This window comes from Pseudomonas sp. PDM26, assembly GCF_019219185.1.
GTDB lineage: Bacteria > Pseudomonadota > Gammaproteobacteria > Pseudomonadales > Pseudomonadaceae > Aquipseudomonas.
On the sequence record NZ_JAHUWC010000005.1, the window covers coordinates 121390 to 143034 of the forward strand.

A 21645-nucleotide genomic window follows, 5' to 3' on the forward strand; every position below is an offset into this window, starting at 1 on the left:
CGCGGGCTCCGTGCAACACTGGTGGCTGATCGACAGCCTGAGGAATTTCGCAATCAACTCAAGCTGTTACGACCTCACTCACTCCTTGTGCGGCGCGGGTTGCTGCTGGGTAAGGCAGTGAATATTGCCGCCACCCAGTAACAGTTCGCGACCAGGCACCATCACCACTTCATGCTGTGGGAACAGGTTCTGCAAGATTTCTTTCGCCGGGCCATCCTGCGGGTCGTCAAAGCTCGGCGCGATGATGCCGCCGTTGACGATCAGGAAGTTCACGTAGGAGCCGGCCAGGCGAACAGTCGGGTTACGCTCCTGCGTACCGTCGACCGGATCGACACCGGCGCACTCTTGCTCGGTCGCAAACAGCGGACCCGGGATCGGCATTTTGTGCACCGTGAACGGGCGACCCTTGGCATCGGTGCTGCTTTGCAGCACGTTCATCGCCGCCTGGCAGCGCGGGTAGTTAGGGTCCTGTGGATCATCGGTCCAGGCCAACAGCACTTCACCCGGACGCACGTAGCAGCAGAAGTTATCCACATGGCCGTCGGTTTCGTCGTTGAACAAGCCATCCGGTAGCCAGATGATTTTATCCACAGCCAGGTTCGCACTCAGGACCGCTTCGATTTCAGCGCGATTCATGTGCGGGTTGCGATTGCGGTTGAGCAGGCATTCTTCGGTGGTGATCAGGGTGCCTTCGCCGTCGACGTGAATCGAGCCGCCTTCCAGCACGAAGCCTTCGGTGCGGTAGCGCGGGCTGCGCTCGATCTCGAGGATCTTGCCACCAACCTGCGAGTCGCGGTTCCACGGCGAATACAAGCCGCCGTCAAAGCCGCCCCAGGCGTTGAAGTCCCAGTTCACGCCACGGACTTCGCCACTGTCATTGATGACGAAGGTCGGCCCGGAGTCGCGGACCCAGGCGTCGTCACTGGACATTTCCACCACACGAATATTCGGCACGTCCAGACGGGCACGGGCGTTTTCGTACTGGCCGGCGGAAACCGCCACGGTCACCGGTTCGAAACGGGCGATGGCTTTGGCCACAGCCACGTGCGCGGATTGTGCCGGTTTGCCACCCAGGCGCCAGTTGTCCGGGCGCTCGGGCCAGATCATCCAGGTCTGGGTTTGGGGTGCCCATTCGGCTGGCATGTAGAAGCCGTCAGCGCGAGGGGTGCTGTTCAACGTGGTCATGGCTCAGGACTCCGGAGTGGCATTGATGCCTGACAGAAATGGAAGCGCATTGGTACACGCCGTGGACTGGCCACTTTATATCCGATAAATATCGGCTTTTAAAGCGCCATCAATCCATCGTTACAAAAATAATCGATAAAAAGCCGATATCAATCGAACTAATACCGCTCCCACATTGGCCCGCAATTACAGGGGGATGTGTTTACAGCCCTTCTGCGAGCACCTTCGACAGCATGTCCACGAAGAAATCCACGCTCTGGCGCGAAGTGACCATCGGCGGCTTGATCTTGAGGATGTTCAGGTAGTCGCCGGTCGGCTGCATGAAGATCCCCAGCTCACGCAAGCGATCGCACAATGCGGTGGTTTCTTCGGTGGCCGGCTCCAGGGTTTCGCGGTTGCGGATCAGTTCGACGCCCAGGTAGAAACCGGAACCATGCACCGCGCCCACTAACGGATGAATATCGATCAACGCTTCGAGGCGCTTCTTGAAGTGCCTGCCCACGACCTGGGCGTTCTCCCAGAGTTTTTCTTCTTCCATCACATCCAGCACGGCCATGCCGACCTGGCAACTGACCGGGCTGCCGCCGGCGGACGAGAAGAAGTAACCCTCGGCCTCCAGCGCCTCGGCGATTTCCCGGCGGGTGATGACCGCACCCAGTGGCTGGCCGTTACCCATGCCCTTGGCCATGGTGATGATGTCCGGCACCACACCCTGCTCTTCGAAGCCCCAGAAGAAATCGCCCATGCGCCCGTAGCCGACCTGCACTTCGTCGGCGATGCACACGCCGCCCTGGGCGCGCACCATTGCATAAACCTGTTTCAGGTAGCCCGGTGGCAGCGAGATGCCGCCGGCATTGCCATACACTGGCTCGCAAATGAAACCGGCCAGTTGGCGATTCTGCTCGGCGATTTTCACCAGGTTGTGTTCGACGCTGCGCACATAATCCGGCGCGCTGTCGGGGCCACGGAATTCGCCGCGATAGGTGTTTGGCGCGGTCACCGGGTGCACCCAGTCCGGGCGACTGCTCAAGGCCTTGGGGTTGTCGGCGATCGAGGTCGACACCGAGTCGGCCCCCACCGTCCAGCCGTGATAGGCCTCCAGCACGCTGAGCATGTCGCGCCCGCCGCTGTAGGCCCACGCCAGTCGAATTGCCAGGTCGTTGGCCTCGCTACCGCTGTTGACCAGGAACACGCGGTCCATGCCGTCAGGGGACAGCTTCAGCAAACGTTCGGAGAACTCGGCCACGGCCGCGTAGTTGAAGCGCGAGTTGGTGTTGAGCAACGACCACTGGCGACTGGCAACCGCCGCCATGCGCGGGTGACCGTGGCCCAGCACCGCCACGTTGTTGAGCATGTCGAGGTAGGAGCGGCCCTGCATGTCGATCAGATGGTTGCGCCAGCCGCGCTCGATGCGCGGCGGGTCGACGTAATAATGTTTTTGCGTACGGGCGAAACTGGCGTCGCGCCGGGCCAGCAATGTTGGGCCGTCGAGCTCGGCTTCGGCGTCACAGGCCAGCCCCAGCAACGCTGCCGGTGATGGGCACAACGTTTGCCACGCCGCCGCGCGCGAAGGTGCACAGAACAACGGCGCATTGATCGACGCGCCACGGCACAACTGCACGATCAATGGTCCGCTGACCGAGCCCAGTACCTGGCCTTTGACCAGTGCCGCGCCGCTATGCAGCGAGGGCGTGACACCCCAAAGCCGCACGCTCAATTGCGGGCCGTCCAGTTGCAGCACGCCCGCCGATGGGTGATGCACCACCCCGGCAAACGGCGCTTCGACCGCCGTACCCTGGGGCACACGCAACTCGACGTGCAACGGGCAAGTGTCCGGTTCAGCGGCACTGTCCGGGCGGGTGTGGGACAAGCGGTATTGTCCATAGCGACTGGCCGCCAGGCCATGTGCCGCAGCGGCTTCATCCAGCAGGCGCTGATCGACGCCTTCCTGCTCCCAGTTCCCGGCCTCGAAATGCGGGCTGAGCACGCCCAGGTCGATCAGCGCGAACTCACGCCCCACCAGGCTCGGCAACAGCGGCGCGAAGCCTTCGCTACCGATGCTGGGCAGGTTCTGGCCGACGGCCGTGAGGATCGCCGCTTCCATCAACGCCAACGGCACCGACGTGGCCACACGGAAGATTTCCCATTCATGGACCAGGTTGTCGCGGCTGTAGGCATTGCCCGGATCGATGCTGACCTGCTGTTCGCCGCTGAGCACCAACACCGCTGCGCGGGCGACGATCAGCGGCCACAGCGCCAGCAGTTCTTCGTGTTGCAATGGATTGACCGCGTGATACGCCTGTACCGCCGGCAAAATGCAGAACGGATCGCCCTCACCATGATGCAGCAGCGCGGCGCAGGTCACCGACAGATCGGTAATGCGCCAGGTGCGCACCAGGTCACCGAAATCGATCACGCCTTGCAGCTGCCAATGGCGCTGCGCATCGCGCTGCCACACTACGTTGTCATCGGTGATGTCCATGTGAATGGCCTGCACCGGCAGTCTGTCTTGCAGTGGCTGCAAATGCCGCTCGGCTTGCGCGGACGCTTCGACGATCAGTTTGCGTTGGGCCTCATCCTTGATCACCGGCAGCAAATGCGCGATCAGGGCGTGAGCATGGCGGGCGTCCCATTGCAGGGTTCGCACCAGACCCGGATGGTCGAAATCCGCCAGGGCCAGGTCCATTTCACCGCACAGACGACCGAAGCCTGACACCACCGTCGGATTGAAGCGGCCGAGGCTCGTCAGCGGCTGGCCTTCGATGTAGTCGAGCAGACGAACGTGCACGGCCTGGCCACCCACGTCCAGCGACAGCAGGTCTGCACCGTTTTTCGCCGGGATAACACGCGGCACATGCACGTCGGGGTGCTCGCCCAAGTGCCTGAGCCCGGCATGCTGTGCCTGAAGCTCCAGTACCGAGTAGTCGCCACGGCAGATTTTCAGGACGAAACGTCCCCGCTCGCTATCGACGCGGTAGTTCAGGTCTTGCTGGCTGCCAAGGGCCTGCAACCTGCCGCTGAACCCGTAATGTTCCTCCAGCAGCTCTAGCGCTTGCTCCGCAGACACCTGCGGGCTGGGCAAACTGGCGCGATGAATCAGCGTGGCGAGCGGCATACAACGACCCCTGAAATTTTATTAGGCGCCTATATCGCCACTGGTTCGGGCGATACGCAACCCCCTGGAACCGGTAAAGGTCATTTGCAGGGGCTGGAACAGGCCGGTAGATTTTTACTTGAGCACTCGCCCCGGTCGGCGCTTTGCGCAAGAATGGCGGCCATTCAACGCACACTGCTGGAGAGCCACCATGAATGTAGTGACCACCGACCTGCCCGGTGTTCTGATCCTTGAACCCAAGGTCTTTGGCGACGAACGTGGTTTCTTCTATGAGAGTTTCAACGCCCGGGCCTTCAAAGAGGCCACCGGACTGGACACTGAATTCGTTCAAGACAATCACTCCCGTTCGCAGAAGGGCGTGCTGCGCGGTCTGCATTACCAACTGGAAAATACCCAGGGAAAACTGGTTCGCGTCACGGTCGGTGAAGTGCTGGACGTGGCCGTAGACATCCGTCGCAGCTCACCGCACTTCGGTAAGTGGGTTGCTGTGCGCCTGTCTGCTGCCAATCATCGCCAGCTCTGGGTCCCGGAAGGTTTCGCCCACGGGTTCGTGGTCTTGAGCGAATTTGCCGAGTTCCTTTACAAAACCACCGACTACTACACGCCCTCCGCCGAGCGCAGCATTCGCTGGGACGACCCGGACCTGGCCATCGACTGGCAACTGCAGGGCACGCCGCAGTTGTCGGCGAAAGATCAGGCCGGGGTATTTTTCAAGGACGCTGACGTCTTTGCCTGAAAGACCGGCTGAAGCTCACCGATCAAGATGCAGCTGACCCAAGGCGGGCAAGCCTAGGCATAATGCGCCTGTACCCACAGGCGCATGCTGCTCATGAAACCGACTCTCCCTCCCAGACCCCGTTGGCGCAGCCTGGCCCTGCTGGCACTGTGCCTGGCGCCGTTGCTGTGGCCGCTGGAACATCTCGCCGAGCGTTACTACCGTAGCGAGCTGGCCAGTCAGAATCGTCAGACCCTCGATCTCTACGTCGCCAACCTGCTGGGTACCCTGCATCGCTATGAAGTGTTGCCACAGATCCTCGGCGACCTGCCGGCCTTGCGCGCCGTGCTCGGTGCGCCGGACGATGGCGTCACCCAGGGCAACGCCAACCGCCTGCTGAAAAATATCGCCACCCAGACCGGCGCCGAAGTCATGTACCTGATGGACGCCAACGGCAAGACCCTGGCCGCCTCTAACTGGGACAAGCACGACAGTTTCGTCGGGCGCAATTTTTCCTTCCGTCCGTATTTCAGCGAAGCCATGGCCGGGCGGCTCGGGCGCTTTTTCGGCCTGGGCACCACCTCCGCCAAGCGCGGTTACTTCTTCGCGGCTGGCGTGCGTGATGGCGAAAAAATCGTCGGCGTGCTGGTGGTCAAGGTCGACCTCGACCACACCGAAAGCCTCTGGGGCAAAACCCCGGAGCAACTGCTGCTGACCGACCACAACGGCGTGGTCATTCTCACCTCGCGACCGGAGTGGCGATTCCGCTCGACCCGCCCGTTGAACGAGGAAGAAGGCAAAGCCATCACCGCGATTCAACCCTATCCAACCCGCGAGCCAAAACCGCTGAAACTCAATCCCAATGCCTGGCTGACCCAGACCCAGCAGATCGCCGAAACCGGCTGGGACGTTAGCATCCTCGCCCCACGCACCTTGATCGACCGCCCGGTGCGCACGGTGGTGGCCATCGGTGGTGCAACGTTGCTGGTGTTGATGTTGCTGCTTGGCCTGATGATGCAGCGCCGTCGCCATTACCTCGAACGCATTGCTTTCGAAGCCAAGGCGCGGCGCGAGCTGGAAGGTCGGGTCGCCGAGCGCACCAGCGATCTCGAAGGCCTGAACCGGCGTCTGAAACAGGAAGTGCTGGAGCGCGAACAGGCTCAGCAGGAGCTGGTACGCGCCCAGGATGATCTGGTGCAGGCCGGCAAATTGTCGGCACTGGGCACCATGTCGGCGAGCATCAGCCACGAACTCAATCAGCCGCTGGCGGCGATTCGCAGCTACGCGGAAAACGCCGAGGTGCTGCTCGATCACCAGCGCACCGACGATGCCCGCGGCAACCTCAAGCTGATCAGCGAATTGACCGGCCGCATGGCCTCGATCATCGCCCACTTGCGCGCCTTTGCCCGACGCGACCGGCATGCCCCGGAAAGCGTCGCCCTGCAACCGGCGCTGGACGATGCCCTGGCCTTGTTGGCCAAGCGTCGACGCAGCATGGAAGTCGAACTGATCCGTGACTTGCCCGCCGCCACCCTGTGGGTCGAGGCCGGGGAAACCCGCCTGCGCCAGGTGCTTGGCAATCTGCTGGCCAACGCCCTGGATGCCCTGACGGAAAAAGGCCCGCCACGTAAACTCTGGCTAAGTGCCCAATCCACGGCCGATGGCGTCAACCTGTACATTCGCGACAACGGCCCCGGCTTTTGCATGGAAGCCCTTGGGCGCGCCAGCGAGCCGTTCTACACCACCAAGACCCGAACCCAGGGCCTCGGTCTGGGGCTGGCGATTTGCGAAACCCTGATGCGCGCCTTCGGCGGTGAACTGTCGTTCGCCAATCACAAGGAGGGCGGCGCCCTGATTACCCTGAAGCTACGCGCAGGCGCACCGGGCGTGAGCCTGCAACCGTCCGAGGACCGAAGTGCATGACCATCGACAACCGCATTCAGGTCGTGTTGATCGACGACGATCCCCACTTGCGCCAGGCCCTGAGCCAGACGCTGGATCTGGCGGGCCTGAAAATCCTGCCGCTGGCCGAAGCCAAGGGCCTGGCCGGGCAACTGGAGCGCGACTGGCCAGGGGTGGTGGTCAGCGACATCCGCATGCCCGGCATGGACGGTCTCGAACTGTTGACCGAACTGCATGCCCAGGACCCTGAGCTACCGGTGCTGCTGATCACCGGCCACGGCGATGTGCCGCTGGCGGTGCAGGCCATGCGCGCCGGGGCCTATGACTTTCTGGAAAAACCCTTCGCCAGCGACGCCCTGCTCGACAGTGTGCGCCGCGCATTGGCTCTACGCCGGCTGGTGCTGGACAACCGCAGCCTGCGGTTGGCCTTGAGCGACCGCAATGAGCTGAGCGCCCGCCTGGTTGGCCACTCACCTTCGATGCTGCGCCTGCGCGAGCAGATCGGTGCCCTGGCGGCGACCAAGGCCGATGTACTGATCCTCGGCGAAACCGGCGCTGGCAAAGAAGTCGTGGCCAGGGCACTGCACGATTTATCAGGCCGTCGCAACGGTCCGTTCGTGGCGATCAACGCCGGTGCCTTGGCCGAATCAGTGGTCGAAAGCGAGCTGTTCGGCCACGAGCCCGGTGCCTTCACCGGTGCGCAGAAACGCCGCATCGGCAAGTTCGAATTCGCCAATGGCGGCACGTTGTTCCTCGATGAAATCGAAAGCATGAGCCTGGACGTGCAGGTCAAATTGCTGCGCTTGCTGCAAGAGCGGGTTGTCGAACGCTTGGGCGGCAATCAACTGATCCCGCTGGACATCCGCATCATCGCCGCCACCAAGGAAGACCTGCGCCAGGCGGCGGATCAAGGACGTTTCCGTGCCGACTTGTATTACCGCCTGAATGTCGCGCCATTGCGGATTCCACCATTGCGCGAACGGGGCGAAGATGCGTTGATGCTGTTCCAGCATTTCGCCGATGAAGCCAGTGCCCGCCACGGCTTGCCGCCCCATGAACTGCAACCGGGACAACGTGCCTTGCTCCTGCGCCACACCTGGCCCGGCAACGTGCGCGAGCTGCAAAATGCTGCCGAGCGTTTTGCCCTCGGGCTGGAACTGGCCCTCGACAACAGCATGCCGGATGGCAGCGCCGGCAACAGGGTCGAAGTCGTCAGCGGCGGTTTGAGCGAGCAAGTGGAGAACTTCGAAAAAACCCTGATCGCCGCCGAACTGGCGCGCTCGCACAGCTCCGTGCGCAGCGTCGCCGAAGCCCTCGGCATTCCGCGCAAGACCCTGCACGACAAACTGCGCAAGCACGGTCTGAGTTTCGCCGACAGTGGCTCCTCGGCCCACCCTGACGACCTCGACTGAGCTACCGTCCAATCATCCACTTCAAGCAAGAGGCCCCCTGAATGAGCCGCGACAGTCGACAACTGGAATCAGTCCTCCATCACGACATTCCCCTCACCCGGGACATGGGCCTCAGAGTGCTCGACTGGCATGACCAGCAACTGCGCCTGCACTTGCCGCTGGAAGCCAACGTCAACCACAAGAGCACCATGTTCGGCGGCAGCCTGTATTGCGGCGCGGTGCTGGCCGGTTGGGGCTGGCTGCATTTGCGCCTCAAGGAAGAAGGCATTACCGACGGGCATATTGTGATTCAGGAAGGGCAGATCAGCTATCCGCTGCCAGTGACGGGCGATGCCAACGCCATTTGCCAGGCGCCGGATCCGGTGATCTGGAAGAAATTCCTGACCACCTTCCAGCGATACAGCCGAGCTCGATTGACGCTGCATACGCGGGTCGTCAATGAAGGCCGTGATGAGGATGCGGTGAGGTTTATCGGGCAGTACGTGCTGCACCGCTGAATGTGAGGGTGTTGTACAACCTGTGGCGAGGGGGCTTGCCCCCGCTGGAGTGCGCAGCACTCCCAAGTCCAGCGTCCGCAGCATGTCAGACACAATGAGGTTGCATGTTTTTGGGGCAGCTTCGCTGCCCAACGGGGGCAAGCCCCCTCGCCACAAAAAGGTGTGAAGCTCAGGACCGTGCCAATTCCAGCAGCTTCTCCCGCCAGGCCGCTTTCGCCGGCAGCGCCAGAAAGAACTCATTCAACAGCGACTCCCGCGCCGGATAGCTGAACGGCTCACCGCTCAACTCCAGCACCTCACCGCCCGCGCCTTCCAGCACACCTTGCGCTGCCGCCGTGTCCCACTGCGAAGTCGGTGCCAGGCGCGGATAGCAATCCGCCGCGCCTTCAGCCAGCAGGCAAAACTTCAGCGAACTGCCGATATTGGCCAGTTGCAGCTCGCCAAGGCTGGCGCTCAACCCGGCCAGCAATCGCTCTTGCTCCGGGCTCGAATGTCGACGGCTGGCCACCACGGTGAATGACTCGCCTGGCGCTAATGCATCACGCACCTTGATCGCCACCGGCGTGCCGCCTTTATCGCCGCGCCAGGCACCGAGGCCGGCGCCACCGACGTAAAAACGCCCGTTGGTCGGCATCGACACCACGCCGAACACCACTCGACCGTTTTCGATCAGGGCAATGTTGACGGTGAACTCTTCGCTGCCGCTGATGAACTCCTTGGTGCCATCCAGCGGATCAACCAGCCACCAGCGCTGCCATCCGGCCCGCACGCTTTGGGGGATGTTGGCGTCCTCTTCGGAGAGCACCGCAATGTTCGGGTCCAGTTTCGTCAGCCCGGCCAGAATCAGATGGTGTGCGGCCAGGTCAGCAGCGGTCACCGGCGAATCGTCAGCCTTCGCCGTGACGGTCGTGCCCGTGCGCCAGAACGGCAGGATCGCCTCACCGGCCTGCAAGGCCAGCTCGATGACCGGTGCCATCAATGGATGCGGGAAGTTCATGGCTGGAACGCTCCGCGCTGAGTCAACAGGTCTCGGGCCAGGTACAACGCCGCCAAGGCTCGGCCTTCGGTAAATTGCGGGTTTTGCGCCAGCGCCGAGAGTTCACGCAGATTGATCTTGTCCACCCGCATTGGCTCGGGCTCGTCGCCTTCCAGATGCTCTTCGTAGAGGTCGGTGGCCAGCACCACCTGAATCTTCTGGCTCATGTAACCGGGGGACAGCGACAGCTCGGTCAGGTGCTCCAGTTGCCGCGCACCGAAACCGGCCTCTTCCTTGAGCTCACGCTCGGCCGCTGCCAGCACGTCCTCACCCGGTTCGATCAAACCCTTGGGCAACGACATTTCATATTCATCGGTGCCACCGCAATACTCCTCGACCAGTACCGCATGCTCGGCATCGAGCATCGCCACGATCATCACCGCGCCGTACCCGGCACCCTTGCCGACCAGGCGTTCGTAGGTGCGCTCCACGCCGTTGGAAAAGCGCAACTTCAGCTCTTCGACGCAGAATAATCGACTGGTGGCGACAATTTCGCGGGCGAGTATGGTGGGTTTCTGGCGCATGCAAAGCTCCTTGGCGTGAACGCGCTACTATAACGCGGCTTTCCCGATTGTTTACGCCAGAAATCTTTCTACTGCCCGAGACGTTGCCATGTATTCATTACCCTGGTCCGACATCGATACCGTTCTGCTGGACATGGACGGCACGCTGCTGGACCTGCATTTCGACAACCACTTCTGGATGGAGCACCTGCCCCAGCGTTACGCCGAACTGCACGGGGTCAGCCGGGCCATGGCCGAGATGGAATTGCAGCCGTTGTTCGAGCGCAATGCCGGCCAGTTGCAGTGGTACTGCCTGGATTTCTGGAGCGCCGAACTGAAGCTGTCGGTGCGCGACCTGAAACTGGAAACCGCGCATCTGATTGCCCTGCGCCCGGATGCCGACACCTTTCTGGCGGCGATCAAACGGGCCGGCAAGCGCGTGGTGCTGATCACCAATGCCCATCGGGATGCGCTGTCGTTGAAGCTGGAAAAAGTCGAGCTGGCGCCGTACTTCGAGCGCTTGATCAGCTCCCATGACTACGGCTTCCCCAAGGAAAACCCGCAGTTCTGGGATGCGCTGCAAGCCGATATCGATTTCGATCCGGCGCGCAGCCTGTTCATCGACGACACCTTGCCGATTTTGCGCAGTGCACGGGACTTTGGCGTGGCGCATTTGTTGGCCGTGCGTGAGCCGGACAGCCGCAAGGGGCCGAAGGATACGGCGGAGTTTGCGGCAGTCGGGGATTATCGGGATTTGATTGCGGGGCTTTGATTGACCGTAGGAGCTGCCGCAGGCTGCGATCTTTATCTTCGTTTGCTTCATACCGCCAGGATCAAAAGATCGCAGCCTTCGGCAGCTCCTACGGGCCTCGCATTACTCGGGAATCCAGCCCGACCAATGACCCCGCTTGCGATAGAATCGGCCCCTTCCCGCGCCCAGGAGCGAAGATGGACATCAAGCAGCTGAAATTCCTCATCGCGCTCGACGAAACCCGCCATTTCGGTCAGGCCGCCGCGCGCTGTCACATTACTCAACCGACACTGTCGATGCGCCTGCGCAGCCTCGAAGAAGAACTCGACCTGCCGCTGGTCAATCGCGGTCAGCGCTTCGAAGGTTTTACGGCGCCGGGCGAGCGAGTGCTGGCCTGGGCGCGTACGGTGCTGGCGGCGTACGACGGCTTGTACGCCGAGGCGGCCGCCTGTCGCGGCAATCTGGTCGGTACGTTGCGTCTGGGCGTGGTGCCGCTGTCGAGTTTCGATCCGCTGCCGCTGTTGCAGCGCCTGCATGCCGAGCATCCGAACCTGCGCTTCGAGCTTTCAGCGCTGAGTTCGGAGCAAATACTCGAACAACTGGCGAACAATCGCCTGGACCTCGGTGTTTCTTACCTGGAGCGCCTGGACACCGAACATTTCGACTCCCTGGCCTTCAGCGAAACCCGCATGGGTCTGCTCTACGACCAACGCTTTTTCAGCTTTGGCGAGGCGCCGCTGAGCTGGGAATCATTGATCGAACTGCCACTGGGCATGCTCTCCAGCGGCATGCACTTTCGCCAATCCATCGACCACAACTTCCACAGCCGCGGCCTCACCCCGCAGCCGCTGTTGCAAACGGATGCCGTGCATCAACTTTTACAAACTGTGCACGGCGGCTTGTGCTGCGCCGTGATGCCGTTGGACGGAGGTCTGGAAGAGCTGACCGATCATCTGCGCCTGCAACCGATCGAAAACGCCCAGACCGTGGGCCGGCTGGGGCTGATCATGCGTCGCAGCGCGCCACGCTCGGCCTTGGCGGAGGCCTGTTTCGCGATTTATCGACAATCGTTGCCCAGTGCTTGATCGACAGTATCTATCGGCACATCAGTACTAACGATTAGACGTGACAAGTTGTCACGCCTAGTCTTAAAGCTGATCAAACCGTCGGTGATGCCATGAATACCAAGCGCCCAGCCTGCGCGGCGCCTGCCCTCGAAACGCCCGCGCCCGCCGCCAGCCAGACGTACAGTTACAGCAACCTTGAAGACACGGAATCGACCAGCACCGCGCTGGCCGAGGAAGTCGCGCTGGCGATTGCCTACAACGGCATCAGCCAGGCTGTCATGCTGGTGACACCCACGGACCTCGAAGACTTCATTGTCGGTTTCAGCCTGGGCAGCGGCATCATCGAGGACGCCACTGATATTTATGACCTGCAACTGACCGGCTCTGGCTCGGCGCAATACGCGCAAGTGACCATCGCCAACCGCGCCTTCTGGAACCTCAAGCAGCAGCGTCGGCAACTGGCTGGCACCAGCGGTTGCGGGCTGTGCGGCGTGGAAGCCGTGGAGCAGGCACTGCCCGAGCTCCAGGTGTTGCCTGGCGCACCCTTGCCGCCTGCCGAATGGCTCGACGGCCTGCGCCAGCGCATCGGCGCGTTCCAGCCCCTTGGCCAGCACAGTGGTGCGGTACATGCCGCGGTGTTCATGAATGATCAGGGCGAGTTGCTGCTGGGCCGCGAAGACATCGGCCGGCATAACGCCCTCGACAAACTGATCGGCGGATTGATCCGCCAGAAGATCCCGACCGCTGGCGGGCTGGCGATTGTCACCAGCCGCTGCAGCCTCGAATTGATCCAGAAAGTCTTGCGCGCCGGCATCCAGACCCTGGTCAGCCTGTCGTCGCCCACGGGCCTTGCCGTGCAATGGGCCCGTCGCCACAACCTCAACCTCATCCATCTGCCACAGAAGAATGCGCCGCGGGTCTACAGCCCAACGTTGGAGAAACAAGCGTGAGTCAACACCGTCAAGCCGACCAGACACCTGTCCCTCGCTACAAGCCCTACAAAGGCCCGGCCGGTGGTTGGGGCGCACTGATCAGCGTCGCCCAGGCCTGGCTGACCAGCGACAACGCGCTGAAAAACCTGCGCATGATGCTCAAGACCAACAAGAACGGCGGCTTCGACTGCCCTGGTTGCGCCTGGGGTGATTCCAAGGAAGGCGGCATGGTGATGTTCTGCGAGAACGGCGCCAAAGCAGTGAACTGGGAGGCGACCAAACGCCGGGTCGATGCAAGGTTCTTCGCCAAACACAGCGTCACCGCGCTGCTGGAGCAAAGCGACTACTGGCTCGAATATCAGGGCCGGCTGACCGAACCTATGAGCTACGACGTCGAAACCGACCGCTACAAGCCGATCAGCTGGGACGACGCGTTCGCGCTGATCGCCAAACACCTGAACGGCTTGTCGAGCCCGGATCAGGCCGAGTTCTACACCTCGGGTCGGGCCAGCAATGAAGCGGCCTTTCTCTATCAGCTGTTCGTGCGCGCCTATGGCACCAACAACTTCCCTGACTGCTCGAACATGTGTCACGAGGCCAGCGGTGTCGCGATGTCGCAAAGCGTCGGTGTCGGCAAAGGCACCGTGACCTTCGACGACTTCGAACACGCCGACGCGATTTTCGTCTGGGGCCAGAACCCCGGCACCAATCACCCACGGATGCTCGAGCCGTTGCGCGAAGCGGTGAAGCGCGGCGCTCAGGTGGTGTGCATCAACCCGCTCAAGGAGCGTGGCCTGGAACGCTTCCAGCATCCGCAGCACGCGATCGAAATGCTCACCAACGGCGACAAGCCAACCAACACCGCATTCTTCCGCCCGGCCCTGGGCGGCGACATGGCGATCATGCGCGGCATGGCGAAATTCCTCCTGCTGTGGGAGCGCGATGCGCAGAAAACCGGCGCCCCGGCAGTGTTCGACCACGACTTCCTCAATGCACACTGCGCCAATGTGCTGGAGTACCTGGCGACCATCGACGAAACGCCGTGGGAGCAGATCGTCGAGCAGTCGGGCCTGACGCTGATAGAGATCGAACAAGCGGCGCGCATGTACGCCAAGGGCAAGAACGTCATCATGTGCTGGGCCATGGGCATCACCCAGCACCGGCATTCGGTGGCGACCATCCAGGAAATCGCCAACCTGATGCTGCTGCGCGGCAACGTCGGCCGGCCCGGTGCCGGTCTATGTCCGGTGCGTGGTCACAGCAACGTGCAGGGCGACCGCACCATGGGCATCAACGAGTGTCCACCAGTGGCCTTCCTCGATGCCTTGGAGCGTCGCTTCCAGTTCAAGGTGCCGCGCCACAACGGCCACAACGTGGTCGAGGCGATTCATGCGATGGCTGAAGGCCGGGCGAAAGTCTTTATCGGTCTGGGCGGCAATTTCGCCCAAGCCACGCCGGACAGCCCACGCACGTTCCAGGCCCTGCAGAACTGCGACCTGACCGTGCAGATCAGCACCAAGCTCAACCGCAGCCATTTGATCCACGGCAAGGACGCGCTGATCCTGCCGTGCCTGGGCCGCACCGACATCGATATCCAGACCGAAGGCCCGCAAGCGGTGACGGTGGAAGATTCGTTCAGCATGGTCCACGCCTCCAATGGTCAATTGCAGCCGCTGTCGAACCAGATGCGCTCGGAGCCGGCGATCCTGGCCGGCATCGCTGCCGCGACCCTGGGCAGCCATCCGGTGGACTGGAATTGGCTGGTGGCCGATTACCGTCGCATCCGTGACCTGATTGCCGAGACCGTTCCAGGCTTCAAGGACTTCAACGAGAAGGTCAGGAATCCGGGCGGTTTCTACCTGGGCAGCAGTGCCGGTGCGCGCAAATGGAACACTGCATCGGGCCGGGCCAATTTCCGCTCGAACGCGCTGCCCAAAGACCTGGTGCACGAACGCACCCGCGCCACCGGGGTGCTGCCGGATCTGATCATGCAATCGATGCGTTCCCACGATCAGTACAACACCACGATCTATGGTCTCAACGACCGTTATCGCGGCGTGAAGGGACAGCGCGATGTGTTGTTCGTCAACGAAGCCGACATCATCCGCCTGGGCTTCAAGCCGGGGCAGAAGGCGGACATCGTTTCACTCTGGGACGATGGTGTTGAACGTCGGGTAAAAGGCTTCACGCTGCTGGCGTTTGATATCCCGGCCGGGCAGGCGGCGGCTTACTATCCGGAAGTGAACCCGTTGGTACCGCTGGAAAGCACCGGCGATGGCAGCCATACGCCAACATCGAAGTTTGTGGCGATCCAGTTGAAAGCGGCGAGTGAGACTGGACTGATCTTGGCCAGGTCTGCGTAGCGCAGTATCAAAAGATCGCAGCCTGCGGCAGCTCCTACACCGATCTCTGTAGGAGCTGCCGCAGGCTGCGATCTTTTTGACTTTAATGACTCACTCAAAAACATTTCAATCGCCCACAAAAAAGGCCGTTCTCTCACGAAAACGGCCTTTGCCAAGTAGTAAAAGACCGGCAAAAAAACGTTAAGTTCCGCCCGAAAAACAGTAACTTGCAATATTGTATACAGGTCGTGTTATTCGTCGGATTTCGATTGTCACGCCCATTCCAGAGCCTCAGGATCGCGCCGTCATCCCCTTGAGGTTCCTCCATGAAGTTCTCCTCCATTCTCTTGTTGTCCCTTGGCCTGGTCAGCGGTATCGCGTCTGCTGGCGGCACCACCGAAGCCGGTGTAGGCGGCGCATTGGGCGGGGTTCTAGGCTCGGTCGTCGGTCAGTCGTTAGGCGGCAGTACAGGTTCCACCATCGGCGCAGCCCTGGGTGGCGCGGGTGGTAGCGCCGTCGGCGCAAACAAACACAGCCGTGGCGAAGCAGCCCTTGGCGGTGCGTTGGGTGCAGCAGGCGGTAACGTGGTCGGCCGCAGCATGGGCGGCACCACCGGCAGTCTGATCGGCGCCGCAGCAGGCGGCGGTGCCGGTGGCGCACTGGGTAACCACATGGGCAAAGATTACGATGATGAAGACGGCGGTGGTCGTTCGTATCGCGACCATGACGATCGTCGTTACTACCGTGACGACCATCCGGGCCGCGGCCATGCCTATGGCCATCGCAAGCACCACCACAGGTATTACCGCGACTAAGGCCTCGAGCGCCTCGCTGGTGAATACATCAAGAATCGCAGCCCAAGGGCTGCGGTTTTTTTTAGCCTTACTGAACCACCAGACACTCCAGTGCCCCGCGCAACCCTGCCGGAATCGCCACGGGTTGATTCGATGCGCGATCGACAAACACATGCACGAAGCGCCCCGCCGCACAGGCTTCATCTTCCCCTTGCTTGAACACGGCCAGTTCGTATTGCACCGAACTGTTGCCCAGCTTGCCCACCCGCAGACCGATCTCGATGCGGTCCGGGAAGGCAATGGAAGCAAAGTAATCACAGGCCGAGCTCACCACGAAGCCCACCACCTCACCGGCATGGATATCCAGGCCGCCGACTTCGATCAGGTAGGTGTTCACCGCCGTATTGAAGTAGCTGTAATAGGTAACGTTGTTGACGTGACCGTAGGCGTCGTTGTCGTGCCAGCGGGTGGTGATGGGCTGGAAGTGCGGGTAGTCGGTGCGTTGGGGCATCAGCGTTGATTCCTGAGTGGGTTCGCCAGTCTAAGGCGAAAACCGCGTTGCATTCATCGCGAGCAGGCGCCGCATTCATGACTTGTCAGCGAAACCCTTGCCAGCCGCCGCCAGCTCACCAATCACCCGCGCCGGTTGCCAGTGATCGCCCTGACGCGTCTCAAGGTCGATCAAGCGCCGGTGAATGTCCGCCAGTCCCTGCTGATCCGCCCAGGCCATCGGCCCGCCCTTGTCCGCCGGGAATCCGTAACCATTGAGATAGACCAGATCGATGTCGTGAGCCGACCCGGCAATGCCCTCCTGAAGGATCTTCGCGCCTTCATTGACCAGTGCCAGCAAGCAGCGCTCCAGAATTTCTTCCGGGCCGATTTCGCGGCGATGGAACCCCAACCCTTCGCTGACTTCCAGCACCAGCGCATCCACCTGTGGATCGTGTTCGGCCTGACGACTGCCCGGCTCATAGTGGTAATAGCCATTGCCACTCTTCTGGCCAAAGCGCCCCATTTCGCACAGTCGGTTATCCACCTGAACCTCTGGAGCGTCCTGCCCGACACCGGACAGTTGCCGGGCGCGCCACTGCAGGTCGACACCCACCACGTCGAACATGCGGAACGGCCCCATGGCGAAACCGAACCCTTGCAGCGCTGCGTCCACCTGGTAGGGATAAGCGCCTTCCAGCAGCATTTTTCGCGCTTCGAGCACGTAGGTATTGAGCATGCGGTTGCCAATGAAGCCGTCGCAATTGCCCGCCACCACACTGACCTTGCCCATGCGCTGGCCGAGCGCCAGTGCTGCGTCGAGCACTGCCGGTGCAGTCTGCGCGCCACGGACGATTTCCAGCAGCTTCATGATGTGCGCCGGACTGAAAAAGTGCAGGCCCAGGACCTGCTGCGGGCGACCCGTAACCGCAGCAATGGCGTCGATGTCCAGCGCTGAAGTATTGCTCGCCAGAATCGCTTCGGGTTTGAGCAGGCCATCGAGCTCGCGGAAAATTTTCTGCTTGAGCTCAAGGTTTTCGTACACCGCTTCGATGACCAGGTCGACATCGCGGATGGCCGCATAACCCTCTGCCGCCGTAACGCGAGCCACACGGGCGTCGGCTTCGCTCTGGTCAATGCGGCCCTGGCGCACATTGTGGGCATAGGTGTCCGCCACGGTGAGCAGCGCTTGCTCCAGCATCTGCGGGTTATTGTCGAGCCACTGCACGGCCACTCCGGCGTTGGCCAGGCACATGACAATGCCACGGCCCATGGTGCCCGCGCCGATGACGGCGGCGCGCTGAATATTCAACGGTGTCTGGCTCATGTTTTGTTCTCTTGTTGGCGATCCGAAGACAGACATCACCATAGTCAGACACCGCGATTTTTTGAAATTTATTCCTGTGATGAGCAACATTCAGCGGATGGATGTAGGCCTTTGAGTACACCGCAAATCCCTGTGGGAGCGGGCTTGCCCGCGAAGGCGGTATGTCAGTCACCATCACTGTCGAATGTACCGGCCTCATCGCGAGCAGGTCGGATCGCCGCACCGTCGCTCCCACATTGACCGTGTTTCAGCCTGCCAGATGTTGCTCGGCCCACTCCCGCACCCCGGCATACGGATAATCTTCCAGCGCCGCAAACCCGGGAATCGACCGCGCCTTGAGCTTGGTGAACAGTGGCACACTGATCCCGCACAGAAACCGTGTCACGCGTTCAGCCGAGGGCACGTTGCCCGTGTGCTGCTTGTGCCTGTGGATAAAATCGCCACACAGCGCCTCGAAATTTTTATCCACAAGCGCCGGCAACTCCGGTGGTGCGGGCAACCGCGCCACTTGCCCGTGACACACCGAACAATGTCCACATTGCTGCGGTGCATTGTCGTCACCGAAATACTCGGCCAGGCGATAACCCAGGCATCGGTCGGTAGCGAACAGATCCAGCATCGCGTGAATCCGCGCGACTTCGGTGTGCTCATGCCGAGTGAAATAGCCGTGCAGCTCCTCGCTCAATGCGATGTTGTCGAACCCGCTTTGCAGCACGCTGTAGACCTCGGTCATCTGCTTGCTTTCGAGCTCCACCCAGCCCTTCTCCTGGAAGTAATCCAGCGCCTTGACCACCCGACTGCGCTCGGCCTGGTGCTGCTCGTACAACGCCTCGAAATTCACCGTGGCCCAGGTCCGGGCGCGGCTGGAAGTCTGGATGATCGCAGCGACAAAATCCCTGCGCTCGCCTTCGAAACGCGCCAATAGCGCCTCGGGCTCCAGCAAATACTTGAAGCGGTACTCGGCGTAGTACGCGTAGCGCGGGGCGATCAACCCGCGCAACTCGAGTTGCACCAGCAAGGTCTTGAGCGGCAACTGGCGAATATTGCTCTGATCGGCCAACGGTCCCAGCAGAAACTCCCACTGGCCTTCAGGTGCTGCGGCATGCATCTCGTCAAGCACGCAACGGATGCCATCCAGCTCGGGCGTGTCGCCGTAGACGAAATTCTCCAGCACGTTGAGGCTGTCGCGGTTGGCCAACACCAGGCAGTCCGACGGTTGTCCGTCACGCCCGGCGCGGCCGATTTCCTGGCTGTAGTTTTCGATGGATTTTGGCAGGTCGAAATGCACCACGTTGCGGATGTCACTCTTGTCGATGCCCATGCCAAAGGCGATGGTGGCGACGATGCAATTGGACTGCCCGCCCATGAAGCGACGCTGGATCGCTTCCCGTTGCTCATGGGGCAACCCGGCGTGATAAGCCTCGGCCTGAATGCCGTTGCGGTTCAGGTGTTCGGCGATGTGCTCGGCGGTTTTTTGCAAGGTCACATAGACAATGCCCGGCTGGTCCGGACGCTGGCTCATCCATTCGACCAGGCGCCTGCGCTTGTCCGCTCCGCGAACCGGCTCCACCAGCAAATTCAGGTTCGGGCGATAGAAACCGGTGGTCACCACATCGGCGGTGGCGATGGCGAATTTCGCCTGCATGTCGGCGATGACCCTGGGCGTTGCCGTTGCGGTCAGCAGCAGCACCTGCGGGATGTTGAACTGGCGTTGATAGTCGGGAAGCTTGAGGTAGTCCGGGCGAAAGTTATGACCCCATTCGGAAATGCAATGCGCCTCGTCCACCACCAGTAGCGAGATCGGCACCTGCTGCAGAAAATGCCGGAAGCGCTCGTTCTTCAGGCGCTCCACGGAGATCATCAAAATCTTCAGCTCGCCGGATTTAGCCCGACCCATGACGTCGCTGGCGTCGTCGCGGCTCTGGGCCGAATCGATACTGCCCGCCGAGATGCCGTGGCGTTGCAGGAACGCCAGTTGATCCTGCATCAACGCCAGCAACGGCGAGACCACCAGCGTCAGGTGCGGCAGCAACAGCGCCGGCAATTGGTAGCAAAGGGATTTGCCGGAACCGGTGGGGAAAATCGCCGCCGCCGAACGCCCGGCCAGCACGGCACTGACGGCCGCCTCCTGACCGGGTCGAAATTGTGGATAACCGAAAACCTGTTCCAGGGTGTTGTGCATAAGCTGTCACTCCGTTGACCACTGCAGAGCCAAAAGACTAGTCGGCGATCGCAGCGAATCGAGAAAAGGTTGGGGCATAAACGATACGGGATGATACAGCCTCAACGCAGCCCTGCTGGCGCCACAGATTGAAACACACAGAGCACTTTGCCACCTGACGCCCCGTCTCCCCCCACAGGTATGGTTCACCCCCAACACCCGTAACGCTGCGCGAAGTCTTCATGACAACAGGAGGCCTGATGTGCGCGGCCCCTGCCGAAGGACCGACCATGTTTCAACGAATTGTTTTTCCATTTGCTCTGTTGCTGCCAGTGCCGCTGCTGCTCAGTGGATGTCTGACCACGCCCGAAAAGCCCTCAATCAAACCAGACACATTCGAAACAGCCGAGTATCAGGCCCAAAAGGGGTTGGCAGTCATCCAGGCATCACACCTGTACGCACGTGGCGGCACCGGCCAAGGTGTCCCCGTCGCATTGATTGACTCGGGCCTGAACGCCGAACTGCCAGAATTTCAAGGCAGGGTCCGCGACCCCGGTTTTGACTATGTCGAGAATCGTCCCGGCACCCATGATCGCGTTGGCCACGGCACTCAAATGGCCGGCATTCTGGCCGCCAACAAAGACGACCGGGGTATGCACGGCGTTGCGTTCAACGCTCAACTGATCCCCTACCGTTTCGGTGACGACAACGAACCCTTCTTCTTCGACAGTGAAATTTCCCGCTCCTGGCAAGCCGGGTTCGATCTCGGTGCGCGCATATTCAACAACTCGTGGGCCAATGCCATTCCAGCAACGGAAATCACCGAAGCACGTTACAAACAGATCATGCCCGAGTCGCTGACGAGCGCACGAAAACTGGTTCAGCAAGGCGCGGTATTTGTGTTTCCAACCGGTAATGAACTCAAACGAGAGCCTCTTGCAGAGCCGGGTTTACCCCTTGCCATCCCTGAGTTGGAAAAGGGCTGGATCGCCGTCGTTGCATTGAAAAACGATGGCAGTGCCATCAATGGCAAATCTAATTATTGTGGTGTCGCAGCGGCCTGGTGCATCGCCGTTCCTGGTGGGGACTCAGGCGCAGACCAGGGATTGCTGACCACTGGCAAGGACGGCAAATACGTCCAGACTGCCGGTACGTCTCCCGCCGCCGCATTGGTCAGTGGCGCGTTGGCGGCAGTCCAGAGCCTGTACCCCGAAATGAGTGCACAGCAAGTGCGCAACCACTTGCTTGAAACCGCCAACCGGACCGGTCTCTACGCCAACAGTGAAGCCTACGGCCGAGGACTGCTCGACCTTGATGCGGCGTCACGACGTCCTCCCGCACCGGCAGTCGATTGAGTCCGGCCCATCGAGCACCCTACATATTTTTCTGCGCAGCTTTGTAGGAATCATTTCCTGTA

General features: G+C 61.3%; 17 protein-coding genes. 10 read left to right on the forward strand and 7 right to left on the reverse strand.

Going from position 1 to position 21645, the window contains the following annotated elements; translation table 11 throughout:
• Positions 1 to 78 precede the first annotated feature (78 nt).
• Together aguA and KW849_RS11970 are read right to left on the reverse strand one after the other, a co-directional pair.
• Positions 79 to 1185, reverse strand: a complete 1107-nt coding sequence (aguA, locus tag KW849_RS11965; protein ID WP_218429599.1) for an agmatine deiminase — start codon at positions 1183 to 1185, stop codon at positions 79 to 81.
• A gap of 202 nt (positions 1186 to 1387) precedes the next feature.
• Positions 1388 to 4300, reverse strand: a complete 2913-nt coding sequence (locus tag KW849_RS11970) for an aminotransferase (protein WP_218429600.1) — start codon at positions 4298 to 4300, stop codon at positions 1388 to 1390.
• 190 nt (positions 4301 to 4490) lie between these two features.
• Between KW849_RS11970 and rfbC the strand changes: the two genes are divergently transcribed.
• From rfbC to KW849_RS11990, 4 genes are all read left to right on the forward strand, one after another.
• Positions 4491 to 5036, forward strand: a complete 546-nt coding sequence (gene rfbC / locus KW849_RS11975; RefSeq protein ID WP_218429601.1) for a dTDP-4-dehydrorhamnose 3,5-epimerase — start codon at positions 4491 to 4493, stop codon at positions 5034 to 5036.
• A gap of 93 nt (positions 5037 to 5129) precedes the next feature.
• The gene (locus tag KW849_RS11980) at positions 5130 to 6938 is read left to right on the forward strand and encodes an ATP-binding protein (protein ID WP_218429602.1); all 1809 of its coding nucleotides are present in this window, start codon (positions 5130 to 5132) and stop codon (positions 6936 to 6938) included.
• On the forward strand, positions 6935 to 8329 hold the full coding sequence (locus KW849_RS11985; RefSeq protein ID WP_218429603.1) for a sigma-54 dependent transcriptional regulator: 1395 nt from the start codon (positions 6935 to 6937) through the stop codon (positions 8327 to 8329). Before KW849_RS11980 ends, KW849_RS11985 begins: the two co-directional genes overlap by 4 nt.
• Positions 8330 to 8370: 41 nt before the next feature.
• Positions 8371 to 8826, forward strand: a complete 456-nt coding sequence (locus tag KW849_RS11990) for a YiiD C-terminal domain-containing protein (RefSeq protein WP_218429604.1) — start codon at positions 8371 to 8373, stop codon at positions 8824 to 8826.
• Positions 8827 to 8995: 169 nt separating this feature from the next.
• Here the strand turns inward: KW849_RS11990 and cysQ are convergent, their stop codons facing one another.
• Positions 8996 to 9823 carry a 3'(2'),5'-bisphosphate nucleotidase CysQ gene (cysQ, locus tag KW849_RS11995; protein WP_218429605.1) on the reverse strand — a complete coding sequence of 276 codons (828 nt, stop codon included), beginning with the start codon at positions 9821 to 9823 and terminating at the stop codon, positions 8996 to 8998.
• On the reverse strand, positions 9820 to 10386 hold the full coding sequence (gene nudE, locus KW849_RS12000; protein WP_218429606.1) for an ADP compounds hydrolase NudE: 567 nt from the start codon (positions 10384 to 10386) through the stop codon (positions 9820 to 9822). The genes cysQ and nudE overlap by 4 nt, the downstream gene beginning before the upstream one ends.
• Before the next feature lie 88 nt (positions 10387 to 10474).
• Here nudE and yrfG point away from each other — a divergent pair, with 88 nt between their 5' ends.
• The 5 genes from yrfG (at position 10475) to KW849_RS12025 (ending at position 16272) form a co-directional block, all read left to right on the forward strand.
• Positions 10475 to 11137, forward strand: coding sequence for a GMP/IMP nucleotidase (yrfG, locus tag KW849_RS12005; protein WP_218429607.1), 663 nt, complete (start codon positions 10475 to 10477; stop codon positions 11135 to 11137).
• Positions 11138 to 11313: 176 nt separating this feature from the next.
• A complete protein-coding gene (locus KW849_RS12010; RefSeq protein WP_218429608.1) occupies positions 11314 to 12201 on the forward strand; it encodes a LysR family transcriptional regulator in 888 nt (295 codons plus the stop codon).
• Between the two features lie 92 nt (positions 12202 to 12293).
• A complete protein-coding gene (gene fdhD / locus KW849_RS12015; protein ID WP_218429609.1) occupies positions 12294 to 13133 on the forward strand; it encodes a formate dehydrogenase accessory sulfurtransferase FdhD in 840 nt (279 codons plus the stop codon).
• Positions 13130 to 15478: an FdhF/YdeP family oxidoreductase gene (locus tag KW849_RS12020; protein ID WP_218429610.1), complete on the forward strand. Its 2349-nt coding sequence runs from the start codon at positions 13130 to 13132 to the stop codon at positions 15476 to 15478. The genes fdhD and KW849_RS12020 overlap by 4 nt, the downstream gene beginning before the upstream one ends.
• A gap of 305 nt (positions 15479 to 15783) precedes the next feature.
• Entirely contained in the window at positions 15784 to 16272 is a 489-nt protein-coding gene (locus KW849_RS12025; RefSeq protein WP_218429611.1) for a glycine zipper domain-containing protein, read from the forward strand.
• A gap of 67 nt (positions 16273 to 16339) precedes the next feature.
• Here the strand turns inward: KW849_RS12025 and KW849_RS12030 are convergent, their stop codons facing one another.
• The 3 genes from KW849_RS12030 to KW849_RS12040 all read right to left on the reverse strand — a co-directional run bounded on the left by KW849_RS12030 (position 16340) and on the right by KW849_RS12040 (position 20249).
• Positions 16340 to 16762 (reverse strand): thioesterase family protein, encoded by a 423-nt coding sequence (locus KW849_RS12030; protein ID WP_218429612.1) that lies wholly within the window; start codon positions 16760 to 16762, stop codon positions 16340 to 16342.
• A gap of 75 nt (positions 16763 to 16837) precedes the next feature.
• Positions 16838 to 18067, reverse strand: coding sequence for a 3-hydroxyacyl-CoA dehydrogenase (locus KW849_RS12035; protein ID WP_218429613.1), 1230 nt, complete (start codon positions 18065 to 18067; stop codon positions 16838 to 16840).
• Positions 18068 to 18314: 247 nt separating this feature from the next.
• Positions 18315 to 20249 (reverse strand): ATP-dependent DNA helicase RecQ, encoded by a 1935-nt coding sequence (locus KW849_RS12040; protein ID WP_218429614.1) that lies wholly within the window; start codon positions 20247 to 20249, stop codon positions 18315 to 18317.
• 269 nt (positions 20250 to 20518) lie between these two features.
• Here KW849_RS12040 and KW849_RS12045 point away from each other — a divergent pair, with 269 nt between their 5' ends.
• A complete protein-coding gene (locus KW849_RS12045) occupies positions 20519 to 21583 on the forward strand; it encodes a S8 family peptidase (protein ID WP_218429615.1) in 1065 nt (354 codons plus the stop codon).
• Positions 21584 to 21645 lie beyond the last annotated feature (62 nt).